Raw genomic sequence first — 17,319 nt, 5'->3', positions numbered from 1 at the left:
TCTCCTCAGTTCACCGTGAGCGTGGTCGACGCGGTGTAGGTCCCGGCCGTGCTGTCGAGCTGTACCGGGCAGGCGCCGGCGGCCCCGACGGGCACCTGCGCCGATATCTCGGTCGGCGTGACGACCGTGAACGACGCGGCGAGACCGCAGATGCGGACGCCCGTCGTGGCCGCCATGTCGCAGGAGCCGACCAACGTGACGGTGTCGCCGACCATCGCGGTGTGCGGCGAGAAGTCGTCGAAGCAGGCGCACGCGGTCGCCGTCGGCAGGCAGCAGTGGCCGCGATTGTTCGAGTCGGCGGTGACGGTCTCCGCGATGAAGCGGCCGGTGAGATCGTTGTTGTGGCCGATCAGCATCGTGCGATCGGGGGCGCAGAAGTCGCCCTGGATCGTCGCGTTGCGGCCGAACGCCGAATCGCCGAAGCCGTGGAGGCGCACGGTGATGCCCTTGCACCCCTGGCCGAACGTCGAGTCGTTGTTGATGCGCAGGTTGCCGATGATGTCGATGACCACCGGCGCCGCGATGCTCGTCGTCGTGCTCTTCCCGATGATGAGGTCGCACACGACGTAGTCGCCGCCGGTCAGGCGCAGCAGCGCGGCGTTCTGCACGTTCAGGTCGCCGTAGGTCCCGGGCGACAGATCGCAGCGGCCGTTGCCGGGGAGCGCGTCGGGGACGCCGATGCAGTCGCTCCCCGAGATCGCCTTCACGGGCTTCGTCGGATCGCAGACCGGCGTGACCGCGGGGAACCCGCAGGCCACGGCGAGATCGCCGTTGTCGGGAACGCAGCCCTGGTTCACGGTCCGGCAGCTCGGGTTTCCGTCGCCGTCCAGGTCGGGGAGGATCGGCAGCACGAGCGGGTCGCTGCCGTCCGGCTTCGAGCCGGGCAGGCGAACGACCAGGTTCGGCAGGCCGTTCACCTTGTTGGAGAACAGCTGCCAGACGCTGGCGCCCGGCCGGTTGAACTTCGCGACGTCGGCCGCAAGCTGGGAGCCGTCGGCGTAGAAGACGTTCTCGTTCGTCGTGACGCCGCAGCTCGAGTTCGGGTTCGGCTGCGCACAATTGACGCCGATGTTGCAGGCGCCGAGCAGGGTGATGTTCTTCAGGCCGGCGTTCTTCATCGAGAAGATGAAGTACCGGTTCAGGTCCGTCACCAGCGGCGGGTTCGCCGCCGCCGCGACGCCCGCCAAGAGGAGGCTTCCCCCCACCACCGCCGCCATTCGCACGCGCATGAATCCTCCTCGGGTTGTGCCGCGGGACCCAGCAAGAGCGATGCCGCCTGCCGGTGCGCATCGCTGCGCGTGCCGCGCGGCGTCCGACGTGCATTTTCGTGCGGCGACGGCCCGGAACGGTGCGGATCCGGCCGGTGAGCACGCCGGCCGCGCGCACGCGGGGACGCGGCCCGGCTGCGAAAACGCGGCGCGGGAGGGACGCCGTACGGCGCACCCTCCCGCGCGTGGTCGGATCGATCGTGGGGCGGGCCGCCCCGGATCGATCAGCTCACCGTGAGCTTGTGGCTGGCGATGAAGGTGCCCGCCGAGCTCTCGACCTCGACCGGGCAGGCGCCGGCCGCACCGGCGGGGACCCGGACCTGGATCTCGTTCACGCCCTGCGCGACGATGGTCGCCGGGATCGCGCAGATCTTGACGCCGCTGACGCTCGAGAGCGAGCAGCCGCTCGTCAGCGTGATGACCCCGCCGACGGACGCCGTCGTCGGCGTGAAGTCGTCGAAGCAGGCGCAGCGGCTGCCGCAGCAGCGCCCGCGGTTGTTCGAGTCGGAGTTCACGACGTCGCCGACGAAACGCCCGAGCAGGTCGTTGTTGTGCCCGAGGCTGACGTTGCGCTGCGGGGCACACAGGAACATCGACACCGAGGCGTTGCGGCCGAAGCTCACCGCACCGCCGCCCGCGGCGTTGACGGTGAAGTCGCCGCACTGCGCGCCGAACGTCGAGCCGTTGTTGACGCTCATGTTGCCGGAGACGTTCACGGTCGAGAGCGCCTTCACGGTCGAGTTCGTGTTCTTGCCCATGTTGACGCTGCAGAACTGGTAGGTGCCGCCGTCGAAGCTGATGCTGGCGCCGTTCTGCACGGTCAGGTTGCCGTAGGTGCCGGCGGGTAGATCGCACTGCCGGTTCCCCGGGCTCGAGTCGGGCACGCCGACGCAGTCGCCGCCGGAGCTGACCACCACGGTCTTCGTGAGGTCACACGCCGGGAACGGATTCGGCAGGCCGCAGAACGCCTCGAGGTCGCCGAAGTCCGGCACGCACTGCTGGCCGACGGTCTGGCAGCTCGGGACCCCGTCGCCGTCGAGGTCACCGAGGATCGGCAGCGACAGCGGGTTCGCCCCGTTCGGCCCGGGACCAGGCTGGCGGATGGTCACGTTCTGCGGGCTGTTCACCCGGTTGCTGAAGAGCTGGAAGATGTTGGCACCGTTCTTCGGCCAGCGCGTGAAGTCGGCGGCGATCTGCGAGCCGTCGGCGTAGAACGAGTTCTCGTGCGTCGCCGAGCCACAGCTCGAGTTGGTCGACGGCTGGGCGCAGTTCACCCCCGTGTTGCACGGCGACAGCACGTCCATGTTCTTCAAGCTCGCGTTGCGCATCGCGAAGATGAAGTACGAGTCGAGGTCGGTGCGTAGCGGTTGTGCCTCCGCCAACGCCGGCATCACGAGGCCGAGCAGGCCAACGCCCAGGCTTCGGACCGGATTCGGAACACGGATCGTCGAACGGTTCATGGCAGCCCTCCTTCAGGAAGTAGGTGCCGCCGAGATCCGCCCCGACCACGCCCCTCCCGGAGCGAGGAGCCCCGTACCCACCAGCACGGGATCGAACGACGTCCGGACATCGCCGGGGTCGCCCTCGACGGGCATGTTTCCGCCGAGGACGACGTTCGCAGATTGGCACATGTGTCACGGGGCGGGGATCCGCGAAGGACCCCGCCCCGTGGCGTGCGATGCGCCGTGGCCGCTCAGGGCACGGTGAGCTTCAGGGTCGCGATGAAGGTACCGGCCGAGCTGTCGACCTCGACCGTGCACGCGCCGGCGGCGCCGGCGGGAACCTGGACCTGGATCTCGTTGACCCCCGGCGAAACGATCACCGCCGGGATGCCGCAGATGCGCACCTCGGTGACGCTCGCCAGCGAGCAGCCGCTCTTCAGCGTGACGATCCCGCCGACCGGCGCGTGCGTCGGCGTGAACTCGTCGAAGCAGGCGCAGCGCCCGCCGCAGCAGCGCCCGCGATTGTTCGAGTCGGCGTTGACGACGTCGCCGACGAAGCGCCCGAGCAGATCGTTGTTGTGCCCGAGGCTGACGTTGCGCTGCGGCGCGCACAGGAACATGGTCACCGAGGCGTTGCGGCCGAACGCCACCGAGCCGCCGCCTGCCGCGTTCACGGTGAAGTCGCCGCACTGCGCGCCGAACGTCGAGCCGTTGTTGACGGAGACGTTGCCGCCGATGTTCAGCGTCGCGGCCGACTTCGCGGTGCTGTTGGTGTTCTTGCCGATGTTGACGCCGCAGAATTGGTAGGTGCCGCCGTCGAAACTGATGCTGGCGCCGTTGTTCACGTTGAGATTGCCGTAGGTGTCCGGCGGCAGGTCGCACTGGCCGTTCCCGGGAATCGAGTCGGGCGCGCCGATGCAGTCCTTGCCCGGCTGCACGAGGACCGTCTTCGCGGGGGCGCAGGCCGGGAACGGCTTCGGCAGGCCGCAGAACGCCTCGATGTCGCCGAAGTCGGGAACGCACTGCTGGCCGACCGTCTGACAGCTCGGGACCCCGTCGCCGTCGAGGTCACCGAGGATCGGCAGCGACAGCGGGTTCTCGCCGTTCGGCCCGGGGCCAGGCTGCCGGATGCTCACGTTCTGCGGGCTGACGAGGAAGTTGCTGAACAGCTGGTAGATGTTCGCGCCTGCCTTCGGCCAGCGCGTGACGTCGGCCGCGATCTGCGAGTTGTCGGCGTAGAACGAGTTCTCATGGATCGCGACCCCGCAGCCGGAGTTCGTCGCCGGCTGCTTGCAGTTCACCCCCGTGTTGCACGGCGACAGCACGTCCATGTTCTTCAGGCTCACGCTGCGCATGGCGAAGATGAAGTACGAGTTGAGATCCGTTCGCAGCGGCTGCGCCATGGCCCAGGCCGGCACGAGCGAGAGAGCCAGTGCGGCGAGCCAACCCATGCGGTCACGCGACGAGTTCATCGGAGCCCTCCTTCCGCAGTGCGAGAAGAGTGATTGCCACGGAGCCCGCCACCACGCCCCGTCAGCCACCCGCTCCGAGGACCGACACCCGTGCCCGTAGCACGCACCAGCCCGTCTGCCTAGGTCACCAGAAGACGCGCGATCGAGAAAGACGTTATGTGCTTCCCGAGCCCAGGAGCGCGCCGAGATCGTCGCGACCGAACGTGTAGCGGGTCGCGCAGAAGTCGCACACGACCTCGGCGGCCGGCGCCTCCGCCACGAGCTCGGCGAGACCCTGCGGGCCGAGCGCGGCCATCGCACCCACCACTCGCTCGCGATTGCAGCGGCAGCGGAACCGGACCGGCAGGCGCTCGAGCGTGGGCACCGTCTCGCCGAGAAGCGCCCCGAGCATTCCCGCGGCGCCGAGCCCGGCGCGGACGAGCTCGCTCGGGGCCGGGGCGTTCTCGACCCGGGACGCCAGGCGCTCGAGCACGTCGTCCGGCGCGTCGGGCAGGGCCTGGAGCAGGTACCCGCCCGCCGCACCGACCCGCCCGTCCGCCTCGATCCACACGCCGACGGCCACGGCCGAGGGCGTCTGCTCGGACTGGTCGAGATACGAGGCGAGGTCGTCGCCGATCTCGCCGGAGACGATCGGGACGATGCTGCGGTAGAGCGTGCCGCCCGCGAGCGGCAGCCGCATCACGCAGAGGACGCCGCGCCCGACCGCGCCGCCGACGTCGAGCTTGCCGGCGCGGGGTGGGAGGTGGATCTGCGGCCGGCCGACGTAGCCGCGCACGTCGCCGTCGGGCGTGGCGTCGGCGAGGACGCCGCGCAGCGGCCCGTCGCCGCTCCACTCGAGCGAGAGCCGCTCGTCGCGCTTCAGCGTGCCGGCCAGAAGCATCGCGCCGGTGAGGGCGCGGCCGAGCGCCGCGGTCGCGGTCGGCAGGGTGCCGTGCCGCCGGCGTGCCTCGTCGACGAGCGCGGTCGTCTCGGCGGCGAGCACGCGCACCGCGCCCCCGGCCACGAGGGCACGGACCAGCTCGTCAGCCACCGCGCGAACCGGTCTCGGCCGCGGCGACCAGCTCGGCGGCGAAGGTGCCCGCGTCGACGTAGCCGATGAAGCGCTTGCGCTCCTTGCCGTCGGGGCCGAGCAGCACGTACGTCGGCACGCCGGGGACCTCCCAGCGTCGCATGAGCGCCTCGGTCGCGGCGTCCTGCTCGGTGACGTCGGCCTTCAGCGACGCGTACGCCTCGGCGGCGCGCACCACGCCGGGATCGCGGAAGGTCGTACGCTCCATCTCGCGGCAGGGCAGACACCACGCGGCCTGGAAGTCGATGAGCACCGGACGACCCGCCGATACGGCGCTCGCCAGCGCCGCCTCCGAGAACGGCGTCCACACGATCGCACTCTCCCGCTCGGCCGAGCCAAGCCCGACGAGCCCGAAGACGATCACCGCGACGCCGGCCGCACGACGCGCCCAGCCCAGCGCCGAGCCGCGGCTGCCGACGAACCCCTGGACCACGCCGGCCGCCACGAAGAGCGCCGCCCACGCCAGGCGCACGGCCCAGGGCGGCAGGAGCGGCGTCGCGAAGTGGATCGCGAGGCCCAGGAGCAGGAAGCCGAAGAGCCACTCGACCCACGCCAGCCACGCGCCGCTGCGCGGCAGGCGGCGCAGGCGTCCGGCCAGCGCCGCGAGCGCGACGTAGGGCAGCCCCATGCCGAGCCCGAGCACGAAGAAGAGCGTGAAGCCGAGCGCCGCCGACTGCTGCGCGCCGACGAAGAGGAGCAGGGCGGCGACGATGGGGCCGATGCAGGGCGCGCCGACGACGCCCATCGTGAGCCCCATGAAGAGCGCGCCGAGATAGCCTTCGCCGGCGCGTCCGGCCCACTGCAGCACGGCCGAGGGCATGCGGATCTGGTAGAGCCCGAAGTTGCCGAGCGCGAGCGCGGCCATGAGGAGCGCGATGCCGCCGAGGACCGCCGGCTGCTGCATCGCCGCACCGAAGAGCGAACCGGTGAGCGCCGCCGCGACGCCGAGCCCCGAGAACGTGAGGCAGATGCCCAGCACGTACACGACCGCGTGGGGCACGGCGCGGGTGCTGTCGGTGCCCGTGCGGCCGCCGAAGAAAGCGACGGTCACCGAGATGAGCGGGTAGACGCAGGGCGTGAGGTTCAGCGCCAGACCGACCATGGCGATCCACAGGAACGTGAGGCCCCAACCGAAGCGGGCGACGAGATCGGCGATCTCCTGTCCGCCGTGCACCGTGCCGCCCGGCGTGCCGACCGCCGCGGCGTCGGGCGGCGCGGCCTCGAGCTCGACGGTCTGCGGCGGCAGACAGGTGGTGTCGCTGCACGCCTGATAGCGCAGCGTCGCGCGCAGGGGACCCGCGCCCGGCGCCGCGCTGCCGGAAAGCGGCGCCGTCGCACGCACGGTGCCCTCGAAGAGCAGCATCGGCTTGCCGCCGGAGAAGGCGAGGGGACGATCGACGGGCTCGGGCCAGCGCACCGGACCTGCCGTGACGCCGTCGGGCGGCGCGAGCGCCAGCGAGGTCGGGATCAGGAACTCGTCGCGCGGCTTCGTCGCGTTGACGTGCCAGCCGGGTGCGATGACGAGCTCGACGGTCGCCTCGGCGGCGGTCGCCCGCAACGAGGCACGGACCTGCTCGTCCGCGTGGGCGACGCCGAGCAGCAGCGCGACCGCCAGGGCGGCCCCGCCGCCTACCGCGAAGAGGCCGGCCGGGCGCCGGCGGACGACGGATCCGAGCGCGCGCACGCCGCTAGCGGATCGGCACGACCTTGGCCGGCTCGGGCTCCGTCGTCGTCCGGGGCGCCGGCAGCGGGCCCGAGAGCGGCACCGAGTCGACGATCTCGAGGCCGTGCCCGGGCAGGCTGACGAGGCGGAGCGGGTTGTTCGTGAGCCAGCGGATCTTGCGCACGCCGACGTCGCGCAGGATCTGCGCGCCGATGCCGAAGTCGCGGAAGATGCTCTTGCGCTGCGACGCGAAGCCGCTGCTGGGCGCGCTGGCGCTGCTGCCCTCGGGCAGGTCGAACTGATCGAGCCCGCGGCCGGGACGACGCAGGTAGAGGATGACGCCGCGCCCCTCCGCCGCGATGTGCTCCATGGCGCGGTGGAGCAGCGCGCGCGTGTCGCGCAGGCTGTAGCCGAAGATGTCGCCCGGCAGATACTCGAGATGCGGGCGGACCAGCACGGGCGCGTCGCCGCGCACGTCGCCGAGCACGAGCGCGAGATGCTCGCAGTCGTCGATGTCGGTCGTGTAGACGCGGGCACGGAAGTCCTTGCCGTAGCGCGTCGGCATGGGTGCCTCGGCGACGCAGTGGACGAGCTGCTCATGGGCGCTGCGATAGGCGATGAGGTCGGCGACGGTCGCGATCTTGAGCCGATGCTCGGCAGCGAACCGCTCGAGGTCCGGCAGGCGCGCCATGCTGCCGTCGTCGCGCATGATCTCGCAGATGACGCCGGCGGGTGCGAGACCGGCGAGACGCGAGAGATCGACGGCGCCCTCGGTCTGCCCGGCGCGCACGAGCACGCCGCCCTTGCGGGCACGGAGCGGGAAGACGTGGCCGGGCGTGACGACGTCGCCGGGGCCGGCGTCGGGCCGGATCGCCGTGCGGATCGTGATCGCGCGGTCGGCCGCCGAGATGCCGCGACCGATGCCGTTCTTCGCGTCGATCGAGACCGTGAACGCGGTGCCGAGCGGCGAGCGGTTCTGCCGCACCATCATCGAGAGCCCGAGCTGCTCGCAGCGGTTCTCGGTGAGGGACAGGCAGATCAGGCCGCGGCCGTGCGTGGCCATGAAGTTGATGTGCTCGGCGGTGACCTTGTCGGCCGCGACGCAGAGGTCGCCCTCGTTCTCGCGGTCCTCGTCGTCCATCAGGATGATCATGCGCCCGGCGCGGATCTCCTCGAGGGCTTCCTCGATAGGGACGACGTGCGAGCCGGCGCGGCGCGGAGCCATCGGGGTCGGATGATAGCCACGGGCCCCCGGCGAGGCCAGCGAGGCGGTTTTTCGTTGCCGCCCGCGAATCCCGCATGTTAGCCCCGGCCCATGCGGACCCCGGCTTTCCTCTGCGCAGCCGCTCTGGCCGTCGCGATACCCGCCCTCGCGTTGGAGCCGTCGGCCGTCGAGAAGGCCGCCCGGTCCGAGGCCACCCGGGGGCTCAAGGCCATCACGAAACGCCTGGCCGGGCCGGGCTACATGGGCCGGGACAACGCCACCCCCGAGTCCTCGAAGGCGCAGCGCTACCTGATCCGCAAGCTGCGACGGCTGGGGGAGGGCGTCCACGGGGGCCGTGCCTACGACGCCTACCGGCAGCCGTTCGTGCGCGGGGACAACATGGGGACCAACCTCGTCGCCGTGATCCCCGGCCGCGAGCTGCCGAACGAGGTGGTCCTCGTCGGCGGCCACTACGACCACCTCGGCACGCGCAGCGACGCCAACGGCGACTGCCGCTCGCGCGGCGTCCCCGGCGGGGTGCGCTGCCCCGGGGCGACCGACAACGCCGCCGGCACGGCGATCGTCCTCGCCATCGGGAAGGCCATCCGCTCGCTGCCCGAGCCGCCGCGCCGCACCGTCGCGCTGGTCCTGTGGGACAGCGAGGAGGACGGTCTCGTCGGCTCGCGCTACTGGGTGTCGGACGAGCCGCTCATCCCGCTCGCGCAGACCGTCGCCTACGTGAACTTCGATCTCCAGGGCTCGAACCTGCTGCCCTCGCTCGCGCGCACGAGCTTCGCGGTCGGCGCCGAGACCGGCGGCAGCGCGCTCGGCGGCTTCGTCGCCGGCGCGGTGGCGAAGGAGGACATCGACACCGCGCCGGTCAGCTACCTCTTCGGCGAGCTGCGCAGCGACTACGCGAATCTCGTGCAGTACGGGCGCGTGCCCACGGTCTTCTTCGGCGACTCGTCGGGCCCCTGCTACCACCACGTCGGCGACACCATCGAGAACGTCGACTTCGCCAAGCTGCGCCTGCAGAGCCGCGTCGGCTTCCGCACGGTGATGGCGATCGCGGAGGCGGACGAGCGCCCGCCGTTCGTCGACCCCGCCACCATCCCGCCCGTGACCTACGCCGACGCCGTCTCGATCGAGCGCGTCTTCCGCCGCGCCGACCCGGACGTCCCCGTCTACTTCACCCCCGCGGACCAGCTGCTGCTGCGCCGGATCCAGGCCGACCTGGCCGGCGTCGTCGGTGCGGGTCCCGCGGCGTTCGACGGCACGGCCATCGGCGTCACCGCGAACGCGGCCCTCCAGGGCATCGCCGCGATCGGCCGCATCCCCTGCGGCGCGTTCTCCGTGCGCCGGCGGTGACCCGGCGGCGCGGGCGACCGCCCGACGGCTACTCGACCGTGACGCTCTTCGCGAGGTTGCGCGGCTGATCGACGTCCGTGCCGCGGTAGACCGCGACGTGGTAGGCGAGCAGCTGGAGCGGGATCGTCAGCAGGATCGGCATCAGCAGCTCGTTGGTACGCGGCACCGTGAGCACCTCCCAGGCGACGTCCTCCAGCTCCTCGCTGCGCTCGTCGGTGACCACGATGATGCGCCCGCCGCGCGACTCGACCTCCTTCAGGTTGGAGAGCGTCTTCTGGAAGACCGCGTCGTGCGGAATCAGCACGACGACGGGCATCTCCTCGTTGATGAGCGCGATCGGGCCGTGCTTCATCTCGCCCGCCGGGTAGCCCTCGGCGTGGATGTAGGAGATCTCCTTCAGCTTGAGGGCGCCCTCGAGCGCCACCGGGTAGTTCACGCCGCGGCCGATGTAGAGGAAGTCCTGCGACTGGCCGTACTTCTTCGCGACCCGCTCGAGCAGCTTCTCGCGCGCCAGCACGTCGCGCACGTGATGCGGGAGCGCGACGAGATCGCTCACCAGCTGGCGCCCGCGCTCGGCGTCGATGACGCCGCGGCGGCGGCCGAGGTGCAGCGCGAGGAGGTAGAGCGCCGTCAGCTGCGTGGTGAACGCCTTCGTGCTGGCGACGCTGATCTCGGGCCCGGCGTGCGTGTAGAGCGTCGCCGTCGCGCGACGCGCGATCGACGAGTCGACGACGTTGCAGATGGCCAGCACCGGCGTGCCGTGCTCGCGGCCCGTCTCGACCGCGGCCAGCGTGTCGGCCGTCTCGCCCGACTGCGACACCACCATGAGCAGCGTCTTCTCGTCGAGGATCGGGTCGCGGTAACGGAACTCGCTGCCGTAGTCGACCTCGCACGGGATGCCGGCGAGGCGCTCGATCAGGAACTTGCCGACCAGGCAGGCGTGCCACGCCGTGCCGCACGCGACCAGCACGCAGCGCTCGACGTTGGTCGGCAGCTTCGCGGTGACCTCGACGTCGAGCTGCACGTCGCCCTCTTCCTGCAGGAGGCGGCCGCGCATGGTGTCGATGATGGCCTGCGGCTGCTCGTGGATCTCCTTCAGGAGGAAGTGCTTGAAGCCGCCCTTCTGTGCGGTGACGGCGTCCCACGCGACCACCTTCGGCTCGCGCTCGACGGGCGTGCCGTCGAAGGTCGTGATCTCGACGCCCGCGCGCGAGACGTCGGCGACCTCGCCGTCCTCGAGGAACACGACCCGGCGCGTGTACTCGAGCAGCGCCGGGATGTCGGAGGCGACGAAGTTCTCGCCCTCGCCGAGCCCGAGCACGATCGGCGTCGCGCTCTTCGCGGCCATCATGTGGTTCGGCTCGTCCTCGGAGAGCACGACGATCGAGTACGAGCCCTCGAGCTGCCTGATCGCGCGCCGCGTGGCCTCGGCGAGGCCGAGCCCCTGCTCGACGAGCTCGTCGATCAGGTGCGAGATCACCTCGGTATCGGTCTCCGACGCCATCTTGCGGCCCCGCTTCGCGAGCGCGTGCCGCAGGTCGAGGAAGTTCTCGATGATGCCGTTGTGGATGACGACGATGCGGCCGGCGCGATGCGGATGCGCGTTCTGCTCCGAGGGCCGCCCGTGCGTCGCCCAGCGCGTGTGGCCGATGCCCGGCGTGCCGCCGAGGGGCTGGTCGCGCAGCAGGGTCTCCAGATTGTCGAGCTTGCCGACCGAGCGGCGCACCTCGATGTGACCGTTCGTGAACGCGGCGAGGCCTGCCGAGTCGTAGCCGCGGTACTCGAGCTTGCGCAGCCCGGAGAGCAGGACGGGGGTGGCCTCCCGCGGGCCGATGTATCCGACGATGCCGCACATGGTTCTAACGTCCTCGCCGCGGGCGGGGCCTTCGCTTGCGCCCGACCGCGGTCTTCCGGCCGCCGGCCGTGCCGGCGGGCTTGCGTCGCTTGCGGGCGTCCTTCGCCTGCATCGCGACACGCTTGGCCGCGGTCTTCGCGGCGCCGGCCTTCGTGCTCCCGGCCTGCGTCTTCCCGGCCGGCTTTTTCGCCGACGTCTTCTTCGTCGACGTCGTCTTCACCGGCTTCGTCTTCACCGGCTTCGTCGCCACCGACGTCGTGGCCACCGGCTTCGTGGCGCCCGCCTTCGGGCGCGCGGCCGCCGGCTCCGCGCCGGTGGCGCGCGCACGAAAGCGCGCGACCCAGCCCTCCACGAAGCGCGGGGGAACGCGGCTCACGACCAGCGCGCCCGGCGGGACGTCCTTCGTCACCGTGGTGCCGGCGCCGACGTAGGCGTCGTCGCCCACCGTCACGGGCGCGACCAGCTGCGTGTCGCTGCCGATCTGCACGCGCGCCCCGATGCGCGTGCGGTGCTTCTCGAAGCCGTCGTAGTTGCAGGTGATCGTGCCGGCACCGACGTTGGTGTCGGGCCCGATCTCGCAGTCGCCGAGGTAGGTCAGGTGGTTCGCCTTGGTGCGCGGGCCGACGTCGGCCTTCTTGCACTCGACGAAGTTGCCGATGTGCACCTGCTCCGCGAGCCGCGTTCCCGGGCGCAGGCGCGCGAACGGCCCGATGATCGCGCCGGCACCGACCTCGGCCTCCTCGATGACGCAGGAGAAGCGCAGGTGGACGCCGTCGGCGAGCACGGCGTCGGTGATCCAGGCGTTGCCGTCGAGGCGGCAGTTGCGCCCGATGCGGGTGCGCCCGCGCAGGGTCACGTTCGGACCGATCACGGTGTCGGCGCCGATCTCGACCTCGGGCCCGACGTAGGCGGTGGCCGGATCCTCGAACGTCACGCCCGCGTCCATCCAACGCAGGGCGACCTCGTCCCGGCGCTGGGTCTCGAGGCGTGCCAGCTCGGAGCGGGTGTTGATGCCCGCGACCTCGTCCGGCCGATCGCTCTCGACCGCGACGACGCGCTTGCCGCCGCGTGCCGCCAGGCCCACGACGTCGGTCAAGTAGAACTCCCCCTGCGCGTTGTCCGACCGCAGCTCACCAAGGAGCGGGAGCAGGACGTCGGTGCGAACACAGTAGAAACCCGGATTGACCTCGGTGATCGCCTTCTCGGCCAGCGTCGCATCGCGTTCCTCGACGATGCCGAGCACCCGCCCATCAGGCTCGCGAACGATCCTGCCATAGCCCTTCGGATCTGGGAAACGCACCGTGAGCAGCGTGAGGTCGGCGCGCTCGCGCCGGTGCGTCTCGACCAGGCGGGCGAGCGTCTCGCGGCGGATGCGCGGGGCGTCGCCATAGAGGATGAGGACGTCGCCCGCGAAGCCCTCCAGCGCCGGCACCGCGCACTGGACGGCGTGCCCGGTTCCGCGCTGCTCCGCCTGGTGCGCGAATGCGAGGCCGCGCAGGCCCGCGCGCGCCGCCTCGGCGCGGACGGCGTCGGCTTGATGCCCGACCACGACCGCGACCCGGTCCGGGTCGAGCGAGCCGAGCGCATCGAGCACCCAGCGCAGGAGGGTCCACCCGCCCAGCTCGTGCAGGACCTTCGCCCGCTCCGAACGCATGCGGGTGCCGAGCCCCGCCGCCAGTACGATGGCCCCCAGCCGATCCCCGTCCGCCACGGGCGCGGCGGTATCACATTTCGCCCTCCCCGTGCATGCCGCAGACGCCGGCGACTTGCTCGCCGGCGCGACCGGGCCTAAAGCGAGGGTGGAACGATGAAGCACGGTCTGCTGGCGGCGGCGGTGATGATGGCGGTGGTGGCGGCGACGGGATGCAAGGCGCCGAAGCGACCCGAGGTCCAGAGCGCTCCGCCGCTCGTGGCCGACGAGGATCGTCTCCCCTGGGCAGCGGACGAGCCCTGGTTCGTCGTCATTCGCAAGTCCTGCCGGACCCTCGACGTCTACCGGATGGGCGCGCGCGTCCGCAGCTACTCGGCCGTCTTCGGCATGGGCGGCATTCGCGACCCGAAGCTCTACGAAGGCGACCGGCGCACGCCCGTGGGTCTCTACAGCATCGTCGAGAAGCGCCGGCACCCCCGCTGGGGCCACTTCTTCCTGCTCGACTACCCGAACGAGCGTGACAACCGGCGGTATTGGGTGGCGCTGAGCGAGGGCGCGGTGCCCGCCGGCGCCGGCGTCGGCGGCGCGGTCGGCATCCACGGCACCGACAAGCCGAACCTCAACCGGCTGAACGTCGACTGGACGTGGGGATGCATCTCGATCGCCAACGCCGACGTCGAGGACCTGAACGCGCTGATCCCGGTCGGCACCCCGGTGCTGATCGAGCCGTAGCGACGACGCTCAGCGTTCGCCGACGAGGTAGGTGGCCCCGGCCGGGCCGGCGAGCGCCGTGTGCACCGTCCCGCACGGCAGCATGAGCCGGTCGCCGGGACCGAGACGCAGCGACTGCCCCTCGGCGCCGAAGGTGATCTCGCCCGCGACCACCCACAGGCTCTCGTCGTGGTCGTGGCTGTGGGGCGCGTAGGACGCGCCCGGCCCGTCGGTCCAGCCCCAGACGCGAAACCCCTCGGCCTCGAGCGTCCGCCGCAACGCCGCTTCCGTGGGGGCACCCCCACCCGCCCAGGCGATGCGTTCGAGCCGCATGATCCGCGACTAGACCAACGCGGCACGCGCGTCGATGGGGGGTCGCTCGCCCCGCGCCGCCGCCTGCGCCCGGGCGCGCGCGCGGCCGAGACGCGCGCTCAGCTCGACACGACAGGCCTCCATGGTCGCCGCGCTCGCGTCGGGCGGTACGAGCATCGCCTCCTCGAAGGCGACGACGAGACGCGCGAACGGCAACGGCAGGATCGTCTCGTCCCAGGAGCGGTTGTGGAGCGCGGGCGTCGACCACCAGGCACCCGGCACGATCGGCAGGCCGGTCTCGCGGGCGAGCAGCACGGCGCCGAGCTTCGCGACCCGAGCCGGCCCCCGCGGCCCGTCGACGATGATGCCGGCGCTGCACCCGGCGTGGCCGCGAATCTCCTCGATCATCGCATCGAGCGCCGCGCGGCCGCCGCGCGTGCTGGAGCCGCGCGCGGCCCGCAGGCCGAAGCGCGCCATCGTGTCGGCGATGAGGTCGCCGTCGCGGCTGGCGCTCACCATGACGACGCCGTCGCGGTCGCGGAAGTGGAAGGGCAGGTAGAGCAGCCCCTCGTGCAGCCCGGCGAAGATGATGGGGTGTCCGACGCGGAGGAACTGGTCCTCGTGCTCCTTGTCCACGAAGCGGATGCGACACGAGCGGAAGAGGACGTGCGAGAGCAGGAAGAGCGCCCGCGGCACCGACCAGCGCAGCAGGCGGACGCCGAGCGAACGGCGCTTGCGGATCGACGACGACGGCTCGGGGGCATCCATGCGGAAAAACGGGCCCGTCCGGATGACACGGGCACCGACCCCGGGCAACACCGTCCCGCGTCAGCCCGCCGTGAGCGTCGCGACCACCGCCGCCGCCACCTCGCGCTCGCGGCCGGCGAAGAAGTGATCGGCGCCGGCAAGGACGACGGTACGGGCGCCGCCCCCCGCCGCCGCTTCCAGCGCCCGTCGCGCATCCGGCGGACAGTAGGTGTCGCAGTCGCCGACGACGATCGTCAGCGGCGCGCGCAGCCCGCCGGCGAAGTCCCACGCCGCCAGGCTCGCCGGCGGCGCGATCGCCACGACGTGCGCGACGCGCGCCGCTCGCGTCGCCGCCCGCGTCCCCACCAGCGCCCCGAACGAGTAGCCGGCGACGGCCAGCGGCACGTCCGCCGGCAGCGCATCGCCCAGCGCGGCGACGGCGGCGAGCACGTCGTCGACCTCGGCGACGCCGTCGTCGTAGCGGCCCTCGCTCTCGCCGACCCCGCCGAAGTCGAAGCGCAGCGTCGCGACGCCGGCCGCAGCCAGCGCGCGCGCGACGGCGACGACGACGCTGCCGTCCATCGTCCCGCCGTACTCGGGGTGCGGGTGGCACACGACGGCTCCCGTCGTGGCGCCCGCGGGGATCGCGAGGCGGGCGTCCAGCCGGCGCGGCGACGCGCCGATGCGGATCGCCCGCTCCGCGACCGTCATCGCGGACTCAGGCGGTGAGCGCGGCGACCTGCATCATGAGGGCCATGTCGCCCTCGATGCGCAGCCGGCCGGTCATGAAGGCTTCCTGCCCGTTCAGCTTGCCCTGCTGCATGGCGACGAAGTCGGACAGCTTCACCTTGAGGACGGCGCGCGGCTTGTCGGCGCCGTTGAACATCATCTCGACCCTGAGCGGCTCGCCGTCACGCGCCAGCTCCTCGACGATCGTGCCCTTGATGCCCTTGGCGCGGCCGCTGTTGTCGGGGCGCCCGGGACGGCTCTGCGGCAGCAGGATCGCGAGATCGCCACCGTTGCGGCCGAGGATGCAGTCCTTGAAGTCCTCGACGGACAGCGTGAACGTGAGCACCGACGGCCCGGTGCCCTCGGTGGTGGTCATCTTTCCTTCCTTGATCTGGACGTTCCACGACCCGCCGCCGTCGCCGGTCAGGTTGTACTGGATGGCGAAATCCTGCGGCACGGCGCCCCCGCTCGCGCGCTGGGCCTCGAAGCCCATCGGCAGGAGGTCGCTGAAGAACTGGGCAGGGGTGACGTTCTCGGGGACTGCGGGCTGATCGGCCATGGCTCTGACTCCTCCGTTGAAAGATGGCTGGAAGGGACTTCGCTGCCACGACACGGCGCGGCGGGCAACCGCCCGCGCGCGAGCGGCCAGGGGCCGCCCCCGAACGGCCCCCCGCAAGGCTCAGGGGCAGTCGTGGGTGAAGCGCCAGCCGACGACCGCCCCGTTCATCACCACCGACACGTCGTACACGGCTCCCTGCACGAGCGGCTCGCGGGGGAGCACGACCACGGCGGAGCGGGCGGCGAGCACGTTGCGGGCGGTCGACTGGCTGCCGGCGTCCGGGTTCACGTACGTCCCGCCGTCGTACACGCAGTGCGCGACGGGCGTGCCGTCGCGGAGGAGCGAGGTCACGCCGAGGGCGGTCAGGGTGCCCGACGGGCCGGCCAGAACGAGGAGCGGCGGTCCGGTCGGGGGCGTGTAGCCGGGACAGCTCGCCAGCGGATCGGGGAACTCGCCGCCGGCGTAGCGCCCGAGCGGCAGCGTCGTCCCGTTGCCCGGGAACACGACGGGGAAGGGCAGGCCGAGGTCGCCGCCGGTGCGGCCGCGGATCACGTCGAGCACCGCCGCGCTCTGCACGTCGCCCCCGTCCGCCTCACTGTAGGCGCCGTAGCCGCTCGTCGCGAGCACGGGGTCGAGGACGCCGATGGCGTGGAAGGGACCGGTCATCCACAGGTCGACGGCCCACGCCACCGGCGGGTGGGCGTCGCTCGTGCCGGCGACGTTGCCGTTCTGGGCGGCGAGCAGGCCCGCCTCGCTGAAGAACGGGCTGATCGGGTTCTCGGAGTGCCCGACGACGTCCTCCTTCACGGCGTACTTCGCGTGCGCGGCGGCGCCGGCGGACCAGTCGGGGTTCTCCGCGACCGGCGGCAGCCCGGCGAGCCCGCGGAAGCCGTTCACCGTCGCCCGCCAGTCGCCGAACGACGAGCCCCTGCAGCGATCCCCGCCGCCACCCCCGCCGTCGCAGGTCGCGCGGCAGGAACGGAAGGCCGTCCGACAGGCGGCGCGGCCGTTGCTGCGGTCGACGAAAGCGGTGCCGCGGCAGGTCTTGCGCGGAGACGGCTCGAGGCCGCGACAGCCCTTGCGCGCCGCCGCGAACGTCTCCGCCGCCTCCCGCAGGCAGCCCTTGCGCGTGCTCTTGCACGCGGCTTTGCAGGGATCGGCGGCCGGCGCGTCGCCCGGGGCGAGCGTGAGGACGAGCACGGCGGCGAGCGCAGCGACGGCGGCGTGCATGCGGCAAAGCCTGGCACGCTCGATGCCGAGTCTAAAGCG

General features: G+C 72.0%; 15 protein-coding genes. 2 read left to right on the top strand and 13 right to left on the bottom strand.

Features of this window, described 5'->3' with window-relative positions; translation table 11 throughout:
• Nucleotides 1–5: 5 nt before the first annotated feature.
• The 6 genes from KIT14_03325 to ribB form a co-directional block, all read right to left on the bottom strand.
• The gene (locus KIT14_03325) at nt 6–1,229 is read right to left on the bottom strand and encodes a hypothetical protein (GenBank protein MCW5889562.1); all 1,224 of its coding nucleotides are present in this window, start codon (nt 1,227–1,229) and stop codon (nt 6–8) included.
• 263 nt (nt 1,230–1,492) lie between these two features.
• The gene (locus KIT14_03320) at nt 1,493–2,728 is read right to left on the bottom strand and encodes a hypothetical protein (GenBank protein MCW5889561.1); all 1,236 of its coding nucleotides are present in this window, start codon (nt 2,726–2,728) and stop codon (nt 1,493–1,495) included.
• Nucleotides 2,729–2,961: 233 nt separating this feature from the next.
• Nucleotides 2,962–4,182 (bottom strand): hypothetical protein, encoded by a 1,221-nt coding sequence (locus KIT14_03315; protein ID MCW5889560.1) that lies wholly within the window; start codon nt 4,180–4,182, stop codon nt 2,962–2,964.
• 154 nt (nt 4,183–4,336) lie between these two features.
• Complete coding sequence (gene hslO / locus KIT14_03310; GenBank protein ID MCW5889559.1) at nt 4,337–5,212, bottom strand: Hsp33 family molecular chaperone HslO; 876 nt, start codon at nt 5,210–5,212, stop codon at nt 4,337–4,339.
• On the bottom strand, nt 5,205–6,935 hold the full coding sequence (locus KIT14_03305; protein ID MCW5889558.1) for a thioredoxin family protein: 1,731 nt from the start codon (nt 6,933–6,935) through the stop codon (nt 5,205–5,207). The genes hslO and KIT14_03305 overlap by 8 nt, the downstream gene beginning before the upstream one ends.
• Nucleotides 6,936–6,939: 4 nt before the next feature.
• Nucleotides 6,940–8,139: a 3,4-dihydroxy-2-butanone-4-phosphate synthase gene (gene ribB / locus KIT14_03300; GenBank protein MCW5889557.1), complete on the bottom strand. Its 1,200-nt coding sequence runs from the start codon at nt 8,137–8,139 to the stop codon at nt 6,940–6,942.
• A gap of 90 nt (nt 8,140–8,229) precedes the next feature.
• Between ribB and KIT14_03295 the strand changes: the two genes are divergently transcribed.
• Nucleotides 8,230–9,486 carry a M20/M25/M40 family metallo-hydrolase gene (locus tag KIT14_03295; protein MCW5889556.1) on the top strand — a complete coding sequence of 419 codons (1,257 nt, stop codon included), beginning with the start codon at nt 8,230–8,232 and terminating at the stop codon, nt 9,484–9,486.
• Between the two features lie 28 nt (nt 9,487–9,514).
• Here KIT14_03295 and glmS read toward each other — a convergent pair whose 3' ends face one another.
• A complete protein-coding gene (gene glmS, locus KIT14_03290; GenBank protein ID MCW5889555.1) occupies nt 9,515–11,341 on the bottom strand; it encodes a glutamine--fructose-6-phosphate transaminase (isomerizing) in 1,827 nt (608 codons plus the stop codon).
• A 4-nt stretch (nt 11,342–11,345) separates the two neighbouring features.
• Entirely contained in the window at nt 11,346–13,034 is a 1,689-nt protein-coding gene (glmU, locus tag KIT14_03285; protein ID MCW5889554.1) for a bifunctional UDP-N-acetylglucosamine diphosphorylase/glucosamine-1-phosphate N-acetyltransferase GlmU, read from the bottom strand.
• A 114-nt stretch (nt 13,035–13,148) separates the two neighbouring features.
• On the opposite strand from glmU, the gene KIT14_03280 reads away from it, so the two are divergent.
• Nucleotides 13,149–13,724, top strand: a complete 576-nt coding sequence (locus KIT14_03280; protein ID MCW5889553.1) for a L,D-transpeptidase — start codon at nt 13,149–13,151, stop codon at nt 13,722–13,724.
• Nucleotides 13,725–13,733: 9 nt separating this feature from the next.
• Here the strand turns inward: KIT14_03280 and KIT14_03275 are convergent, their stop codons facing one another.
• The 5 genes from KIT14_03275 to KIT14_03255 form a co-directional block, all read right to left on the bottom strand.
• Nucleotides 13,734–14,036, bottom strand: a complete 303-nt coding sequence (locus KIT14_03275) for a cupin domain-containing protein (protein MCW5889552.1) — start codon at nt 14,034–14,036, stop codon at nt 13,734–13,736.
• Nucleotides 14,037–14,045: 9 nt separating this feature from the next.
• Nucleotides 14,046–14,783 (bottom strand): lysophospholipid acyltransferase family protein, encoded by a 738-nt coding sequence (locus KIT14_03270; GenBank protein MCW5889551.1) that lies wholly within the window; start codon nt 14,781–14,783, stop codon nt 14,046–14,048.
• Between the two features lie 60 nt (nt 14,784–14,843).
• Entirely contained in the window at nt 14,844–15,473 is a 630-nt protein-coding gene (locus tag KIT14_03265) for an alpha/beta fold hydrolase (GenBank protein MCW5889550.1), read from the bottom strand.
• A 7-nt stretch (nt 15,474–15,480) separates the two neighbouring features.
• On the bottom strand, nt 15,481–15,651 hold the full coding sequence (locus tag KIT14_03260; protein ID MCW5889549.1) for an SCP2 sterol-binding domain-containing protein: 171 nt from the start codon (nt 15,649–15,651) through the stop codon (nt 15,481–15,483).
• A gap of 519 nt (nt 15,652–16,170) precedes the next feature.
• Complete coding sequence (locus tag KIT14_03255) at nt 16,171–17,280, bottom strand: hypothetical protein (protein ID MCW5889548.1); 1,110 nt, start codon at nt 17,278–17,280, stop codon at nt 16,171–16,173.
• Nucleotides 17,281–17,319: the final 39 nt, after the last annotated feature.

Source organism: bacterium (assembly GCA_026129405.1).
Taxonomy (GTDB): Bacteria; Desulfobacterota; Binatia; order DP-6; family DP-6; genus JAHCID01.
Note: the sequence above shows the minus strand (reverse complement) of the source record. Positions and strands in the feature narration are given on the sequence as shown.

What these genes read in the sequence shown, in the direction of transcription:
- KIT14_03320 (MCW5889561.1), bottom strand. Translation starts at nt 2,728, where the DNA reads ATGAACCGTTCGACGATCCGTGTTCCGAATCCGGTCCGAAGCCTGGGC.
- KIT14_03255 (MCW5889548.1), bottom strand. Translation starts at nt 17,280, where the DNA reads ATGCACGCCGCCGTCGCTGCGCTCGCCGCCGTGCTCGTCCTCACGCTC.
- KIT14_03295 (MCW5889556.1), top strand. Translation starts at nt 8,230, where the DNA reads ATGCGGACCCCGGCTTTCCTCTGCGCAGCCGCTCTGGCCGTCGCGATA.
- KIT14_03270 (MCW5889551.1), bottom strand. Translation starts at nt 14,783, where the DNA reads ATGGATGCCCCCGAGCCGTCGTCGTCGATCCGCAAGCGCCGTTCGCTC.
- KIT14_03275 (MCW5889552.1), bottom strand. Translation starts at nt 14,036, where the DNA reads ATGCGGCTCGAACGCATCGCCTGGGCGGGTGGGGGTGCCCCCACGGAA.
- KIT14_03265 (MCW5889550.1), bottom strand. Translation starts at nt 15,473, where the DNA reads ATGACGGTCGCGGAGCGGGCGATCCGCATCGGCGCGTCGCCGCGCCGG.
- glmS (MCW5889555.1), bottom strand. Translation starts at nt 11,341, where the DNA reads ATGTGCGGCATCGTCGGATACATCGGCCCGCGGGAGGCCACCCCCGTC.
- KIT14_03325 (MCW5889562.1), bottom strand. Translation starts at nt 1,229, where the DNA reads ATGCGCGTGCGAATGGCGGCGGTGGTGGGGGGAAGCCTCCTCTTGGCG.
- KIT14_03280 (MCW5889553.1), top strand. Translation starts at nt 13,149, where the DNA reads ATGAAGCACGGTCTGCTGGCGGCGGCGGTGATGATGGCGGTGGTGGCG.
- KIT14_03315 (MCW5889560.1), bottom strand. Translation starts at nt 4,182, where the DNA reads ATGAACTCGTCGCGTGACCGCATGGGTTGGCTCGCCGCACTGGCTCTC.
- KIT14_03260 (MCW5889549.1), bottom strand. Translation starts at nt 15,651, where the DNA reads ATGATGTTCAACGGCGCCGACAAGCCGCGCGCCGTCCTCAAGGTGAAG.
- ribB (MCW5889557.1), bottom strand. Translation starts at nt 8,139, where the DNA reads ATGGCTCCGCGCCGCGCCGGCTCGCACGTCGTCCCTATCGAGGAAGCC.